Annotated in this window: 6 protein-coding genes and 1 other RNA gene; 4 read left to right on the forward strand and 3 right to left on the reverse strand. The window is 31.5% G+C overall.

The annotated features are described in order from the left end of the window. Positions 1-262: 262 nt before the first annotated feature. The 3 genes from ACIQZ1_RS09280 to rnpB all read right to left on the reverse strand — a co-directional run bounded on the left by ACIQZ1_RS09280 (position 263) and on the right by rnpB (position 2,975). Complete coding sequence (locus ACIQZ1_RS09280) at positions 263-1,897, reverse strand: anion permease (protein ID WP_396160727.1); 1,635 nt, start codon at positions 1,895-1,897, stop codon at positions 263-265. 9 nt (positions 1,898-1,906) lie between these two features. Further along, complete coding sequence (locus ACIQZ1_RS09285) at positions 1,907-2,551, reverse strand: DUF47 domain-containing protein (RefSeq protein ID WP_291241992.1); 645 nt, start codon at positions 2,549-2,551, stop codon at positions 1,907-1,909. Between the two features lie 109 nt (positions 2,552-2,660). Then, positions 2,661-2,975: RNase P RNA component class A (gene rnpB / locus ACIQZ1_RS09290), an RNA gene on the reverse strand. Between the two features lie 209 nt (positions 2,976-3,184). Here rnpB and dnaX point away from each other — a divergent pair. From dnaX to ACIQZ1_RS09310, 4 genes are all read left to right on the forward strand, one after another. Continuing rightward, positions 3,185-4,270 (forward strand): DNA polymerase III subunit gamma/tau, encoded by a 1,086-nt coding sequence (gene dnaX / locus ACIQZ1_RS09295; RefSeq protein WP_396160729.1) that lies wholly within the window; start codon positions 3,185-3,187, stop codon positions 4,268-4,270. A gap of 116 nt (positions 4,271-4,386) precedes the next feature. Then, positions 4,387-4,914 (forward strand): hypothetical protein, encoded by a 528-nt coding sequence (locus ACIQZ1_RS09300; RefSeq protein WP_396160731.1) that lies wholly within the window; start codon positions 4,387-4,389, stop codon positions 4,912-4,914. 3 nt (positions 4,915-4,917) lie between these two features. Further along, positions 4,918-6,546 carry an acyl-CoA carboxylase subunit beta gene (locus ACIQZ1_RS09305; RefSeq protein ID WP_396160733.1) on the forward strand — a complete coding sequence of 543 codons (1,629 nt, stop codon included), beginning with the start codon at positions 4,918-4,920 and terminating at the stop codon, positions 6,544-6,546. 68 nt (positions 6,547-6,614) lie between these two features. Next, positions 6,615-6,840, forward strand: a 226-nt coding sequence (locus tag ACIQZ1_RS09310) for a hypothetical protein (RefSeq protein WP_396160735.1), incomplete at its 3' end; no start/stop codon positions are given.

A 6,840-nucleotide genomic window follows, 5' to 3' on the forward strand; every position in this document is an offset into this window, starting at 1 on the left:
AATGATGTAATAGAAATAAAAAAAACAAATAGATTAATGTAGAATAATTTTTTCATTTGTGTTTGCTTTACAATGTTAAGAATTAGTTGTTTAATTGTATTTAGATTGCAAATTTAATGTTAAGAAACTAACTGTAAATACATTTTATATTAACTTATCTTTAAGATATTTTATAAAAATTTACAATAACTTAACATATGCTTTTTTGACAAAAAAAAACCGTCTCAAATGAAACGGTTTTATATAAAAAATTATAATATTATTACACAAATAAAGTAGTAATATAATAAAACAGAGCTGCAATTAATGCCGAAACTGGTATGGTCAGTATCCAAGCCCATAATAAGCTAATGGTTACACCCCATCTTACCGCGCTTAAACGTTTGGTTGCTCCTACTCCAATAATAGAACCTGTAATAGTATGTGTAGTTGAAACCGGCACTCCCATTTGTGATACTGTAAATAAAGTTAAAGCACCTGCCGTTTCAGAACAAACACCTTCAAGTGGAGTTACTTTGGTAATTTTGGTTCCCATCGTTTTTACGATTTTCCAACCTCCCATTAAAGTACCTAAACCAATCATCAAATAACAACCAAATGCAATCCAAGTTGGCATCGTGTCTTTAGTTACCTTAGTTTCTAACTTATGACCTTCTAATAATTTACCATCTTTATCAATATATTTTGAAAAGATTTTGGCGTATCTGTAATTAGGATTTATTTCTTTACCTTTAAATATTACTTCATTAGTAACAACATCTTTGATGTCTTTTTTATCCGAATATACTTCTAATTTAGTAAGTTTTTTTGAAACTTTTTCAAAGTTTTTTAAATCTACTTTATCATTTGTTAATGATAATAAAAAAGGATTAGTAGAAACATTAACCTTTGAATTTAATTTTTCATCTTCATATATTTTTTCGCCAGTTGACAAATCAATAATTTTTTTACCATCCACAAACAAAGTATCTTTTCCAAAAACACCAACGGCAGGTTTAAACTTCTTAATTTTTCCCTCATCATTTTTATATACAACTTGAAGAATTTCTGTTGTATTTAAAAGATTATGTTCTTTAACAAAGTCTGGCATATTTGCGTCAGGATTTGTTCTATAACCATTTGCATAAACGATACAAGCGGCACAAATAATACCCATTACTTTTTGAGAATCGGCACCACCATGTCCTAAAGAAAAAGCAGCTGAAGATAATAATTGTAATTTTTTATACATATTTCCTTCTTTAGTATGCGAAGGATTTTTACCGTGGACAATTTCATACCAGCTATATACTATGATAAATAACGCTAATAAAGATCCAATAATCCAAATCATAATCGGCTTAATATCCAAAGTGTCTTTTAACGCATATGTTACATAAACCGTTAACACAGATATTAAAATAGAAATACTGATTTTTTTGAAGAAACTTCTTTGAATCGTCACCATAGCAATAAAGAAAGATATAATACCTCCAATAAATGGTGCTAAGAAAATAAATAAAACTGTAAAACCAATAGATTCTAAATTCAGTACTCCGAAACCTGCATGTGCAACAGCTGCACCTGCAAAACCACCAATTAAAGTATGTGATGATGAAGATGGAATTCCTAATTTCCATGTTAATAAATTCCATACTGTTGCTGCCAATAAACCAGATAAAATTACCCAAAGATTAATTACAGAACCATCCACTGTTTTTGCTACTGTATTTCCTACACTCATATCAAATACCCAATAGGCGATGAAGTTGAAAAAGGCAGCCCAAATTACAGCTTGTGTTGGTGATAACACCTTTGTAGAAACTACAGTTGCTATTGAATTGGCGGCATCGTGAAACCCGTTAACCAAATCAAACAACAATGCAATTACTATAATTACTATTAATAATGTAAACATAGTACTTAATTAAGAATGTTTAACAGCTACCGCTTCTAATACTCGTGCCACAGCCTTACATTTATCTGAAGCTTTATCTAAAGAAGCTAATACTTCTTTATATTTGATGATATTTTTAACGTCAGTTTCGTTTTCAAAAATATCAGCAATCGCTTTTTCAAAAACAGAATCCGACTTTCTATCTAACTTGTTTATTTTCTTAACCGATTCAAAAATATTTTTGAAATTACTCATTTCTTTCAATTCTTTCACAGAAACCATAATAAGCTGACAAGCCTCCAGGTTAATTTCTGTGATTTTTCTAATTGATTTGGTAATTTTTTCAACCTGATACATTCTAATTCTATTAGATGCTTCTTGCAAATTACTTGCTACATCTTCTATTGTAGTCATTAAAGAGTGAATATCTTCTCTATCAAATGGAGTAATAAAATTTTTACTTAATTCGATATTCATCTTATGAGAAATTTTCTCAATGCTTTCAGATAATTCATCAATTTTTTTAAAATAACTTTCTCTGTCATCTTTAGAAGCATTCACTCCTTCGTGTAATGCATCAGACATTTTTGTTAACTTATTAGTCGCTTCCTCAAATAATGGAAAAAAAGTTTTGTCCTTTGGAGAGAAAAAATTTAAAATGTTTTTAAAGCTCATCTTTTTATATAGTTAAAATTACGAGGCAAATGTAAAAACACAATGTTAAATTAATGTTATGTAATTGATAATAGTAGATTAATTGTTAACTAATTTTTAACAATTTTTTAAAAAAAGCAGACCTATAAGCCGGATTCTGTCTCCAAAAAAATTGGAGCCTTATCATTTATCTAGTTCCGAAATTACTCGCGGAATCCATCTTTCTACCCTTCAACAACGGACGAGAAGCCCTTACATGCTGATATACTTGAAATTTCACCGCATAGAGTTTACCTGGTTTCACTACAGCTTAACCTGTACATACTTTCTGTTGCACTTGTCCTTACCGATAAGTATCGGCAGACGGGCGTTACCCGCTATGCTTCTCTTTGGTGTCCGGACTTTCCTCTCCTAATAAATTAGAAGCGATAAGGCGGTCTGCAGGGCAAAGGTAATTTAAATTGGGCGTTTTTTATGAATTAAATTGATTTTCTGAATAAAATTTAGAAATACAGATTATAGAAATCATATAAATTTTATAAATTTCATTAATCTGTATTGTAAAGTTTATGACTAACAAATTCTTAATAACTTTTTACTTTTCACTTTTGACATTTCGTATTTTAAATCTATATTTGCTATCAATAATACGTTATGGAACAATTTATAGTATCAGCCAGAAAGTACAGACCTCAAACATTTAAAGATGTTATTGGGCAACTTGCTATTACGAATACTTTGTTGCATGCCATTGAAAACAACCATTTAGCGCAAGCACTACTTTTTACAGGACCTCGTGGTGTTGGAAAAACAACTTGTGCCAGAATATTAGCCAGAAAAATCAATCAAGAAGGATACGATGATCCGAATGAAGATTTCTCTTTCAATGTATTTGAATTAGATGCTGCGTCTAATAATGGTGTTGATGATATTAGAAGTATTATCGACCAAGTAAGAATACCTCCACAAACCGGTAAATATAAAGTGTATATTATTGATGAGGTGCACATGCTTTCTGCTTCGGCATTTAATGCGTTTTTAAAAACATTAGAAGAACCGCCAAAGCACGCTATTTTTATTTTAGCCACTACCGAAAAACACAAAATTCTTCCCACTATTTTGTCGCGTTGTCAAATATTCGATTTTAAACGAATTACTATAAACGATACAAAAGAATATTTAATGGAAATTGCTCAAAATCAAAATGTGCAGTTTGAAGAAGAGGCGCTTCGTATTATTTCGCAAAAAGCGGATGGTGCCATGCGTGATGCTTTGTCTATTTTTGACAGAGTGGTTTCGTACTGTGGAAATAATTTAACACGGCAAGCTGTAGCTGAAAATTTAAACGTATTAGATTACGATTATTATATAAAAGTTACCGATTTAATTTTAGAGAACAATATTCCTCAATTACTTTTAACGTATAACGATATTTTAGCGAAAGGATTTGACGGACACCACTTTGTTGCTGGTTTAGCTTCGCATTTTAGAGATTTATTAGTTTGTAAAAATCCTGACACGCTTTCTCTGTTAGAAGTAAGTGAACAAACCCAACAAGAATTTGCTGTTCAGGCACAAAAAGCTTCTCAAGAGTTTTTATTACAAGGTATTTCTATTGCTAATGAATGCGATTTAAAATATAAAGTGAGTCAAAACCAACGATTGTTTGTTGAACTTACACTTATGCAATTGGCTTCATTAACACATGATGCCGAAAAAAAAAAGTTAAATACTTTATAATACCTTCTACTTTCTTTGATTCAACTAAAAAAAGTCAATCTCCACAAATATCAATTCAACCACCAGTTGTTTCTGCACCTGAAATAAAAGCTGTTCCTCAGGAAGAAGTTCCAAATATGGAAGAAAAAGTGGAAGCGAAAATTGAACAAATACAACAAAAATTTACGCCTACAATAGATACTAGTAATCGAATTTCCTCTTTATCTATTAAAGGATTAAAACAAAAAGCAGATGTTTCTAATTTAGCAAAATCAGAAACCTTATCTGTTGGAGAACATTTAGCCGATCCATTCACACAAGAAGATGCCATAAAACATTGGAACGATTACATTGAAATTTTAGAAACTAAAGGTAAAAAGTTATTCGCAAGTTATATGCGATTGAGTAAACCTGTTTTAATGGGAACCAACATTTTGTTAGAGTTTCCAAATCAAGGTTCTAAAGAAGATTTTGAAAATACAAACTCAGAGTTAATTAGCTACTTGAAAACCAATTTACGGAACTACGATGTAAAAATTAAAATTACCGTAATTGAAACCTACAAACCTAAAGTAATTTATACCAACGAAGAAAAATACAAACATTTTAAGGAATTAAACCCTAACATTGAATTATTTAGACAAACTTTTGAATTAGACTTATAAAAAATGGATATTAATTTCAATAAAAACGAAGATCACAACAAGTTATTGGTTTCAGATATGCTACAAAAATTTGCGAAAGTAAAACTTGGTGGCGGACAAAAACGTATTGATAAACTACATGCCGAAGGTAAAATGACGGCTCGTGAACGTATTGATTATTTATTAGACGACAACGCGAAAAGCATTGAAATTGGAGGTTTTGTTGGAGATGGTATGTATGAAAAACACGGAGGTTGCCCTTCTGGAGGTGTAGTCGTAAAAATAGGATATATTAAAGGCAAACAATGCATTGTAGTAGCTAATGATGCTACTGTAAAAGCTGGTGCTTGGTTTCCAATTACTGGAAAAAAGAATTTAAGAGCGCAAGAAATTGCTATGGAAAATCGTTTGCCGATTATTTACTTGGTAGATTCTGCAGGGGTATATTTACCTATGCAAGACGAAATATTTCCAGATAAAGAACATTTCGGTAGAATTTTCAGAAATAACGCCATTATGAGTAGCCTGGGAATCACCCAAATTGCTGCTGTAATGGGAAGTTGTGTAGCTGGTGGCGCATATTTGCCAATTATGAGTGACGAAGCTTTAATTGTAGACAAAACAGGAAGTATTTTCTTAGCCGGAAGTTATTTAGTGAAAGCCGCAATTGGCGAAACCATTGATAATGAAACTCTTGGAGGCGCAACGACACATTGTGAAATTTCTGGAGTTACCGATTTTAAAGCCAAAGATGATGCCGATGCTTTAGACAGAATTAAAAGTATTGTTTCAAAAATTGGCGATTATGACAAAGCTGGATTTAACAGAGAAACACCAGCAAAACCAGCATTAGAGCCCAAAGACATTTACGGAATTTTACCTAAATTACGTACCGATCAATATGATATGAATGAAATTATCAAACGTTTGGTGGATAATTCAGAATTTGATGAATACAAAGCAGGTTACGGACAAACAATTATTACTGGTTATGCTAGAATTGAGGGTTGGGCTGTAGGAATTGTAGCGAATCAGCGTTTGGTTTCAAAAACTAAAAAAGGTGAAATTCAGTTTGGTGGTGTAATTTATTCTGAAAGTGCAGACAAAGCCACTCGTTTTATTGCGAATTGTAACCAAAAGAAAATCCCATTAGTGTTTTTACAAGACGTAACTGGATTTATGGTTGGAAGTAAATCGGAACATGGTGGTATTATTAAAGATGGTGCCAAAATGGTAAATGCCGTAGCGAATTCAGTGGTACCGAAATTTACAGTTGTCGTAGGAAATTCATACGGAGCTGGAAATTACGCAATGTGTGGAAAAGCATACGACCCAAGATTAATTTTTGCATGGCCAAGTGCTGAGTTAGCCGTTATGGGTGGTACGCAAGCTGCAAAAGTATTGGCACAAATTGAAGCCGCTTCTTTAAAAAACAAAGGAGAAGTTGTTGATGAAGCCAAAGAAAAAGAATTATTTGATAAGATAAAAGCTAAATATGACGCACAAGTTTCACCATATTACGCAGCTTCTCGTTTATGGACAGATGCTATCATTGACCCATTAGATACCAGAACTTGGATTTCAATGGGAATTGAAGCAGCGAACCACTCGCCTATTGAAAAGAAATTTAATTTAGGTGTGATTCAGGTTTAGTTTGTAGTGTTGAGATATAATTAATCTTTAAAAACATCAACTAACTTATCTTACTATAATACCATAAAATGAAAATAAAAAAAGAGCAAATCATAATAATATCAGTTTTAATTACTTTGTTTACTTTTCTTTATCTAGGATTGTTAATAGAAAAAATTTTACTAAAGTTTGAGATAATTAATGATTATGGTTATACTGGTACGTCATATTTTGAATCAATATATAATTTATTTTATGACAAAGATGGATTATATGATGCGCCTAATTTATTCTTTTACACTTTTACTTTTATAA

Source organism: Flavobacterium sp. (assembly GCF_044341185.1).
Classification (GTDB): domain Bacteria; phylum Bacteroidota; class Bacteroidia; order Flavobacteriales; family Flavobacteriaceae; genus Flavobacterium.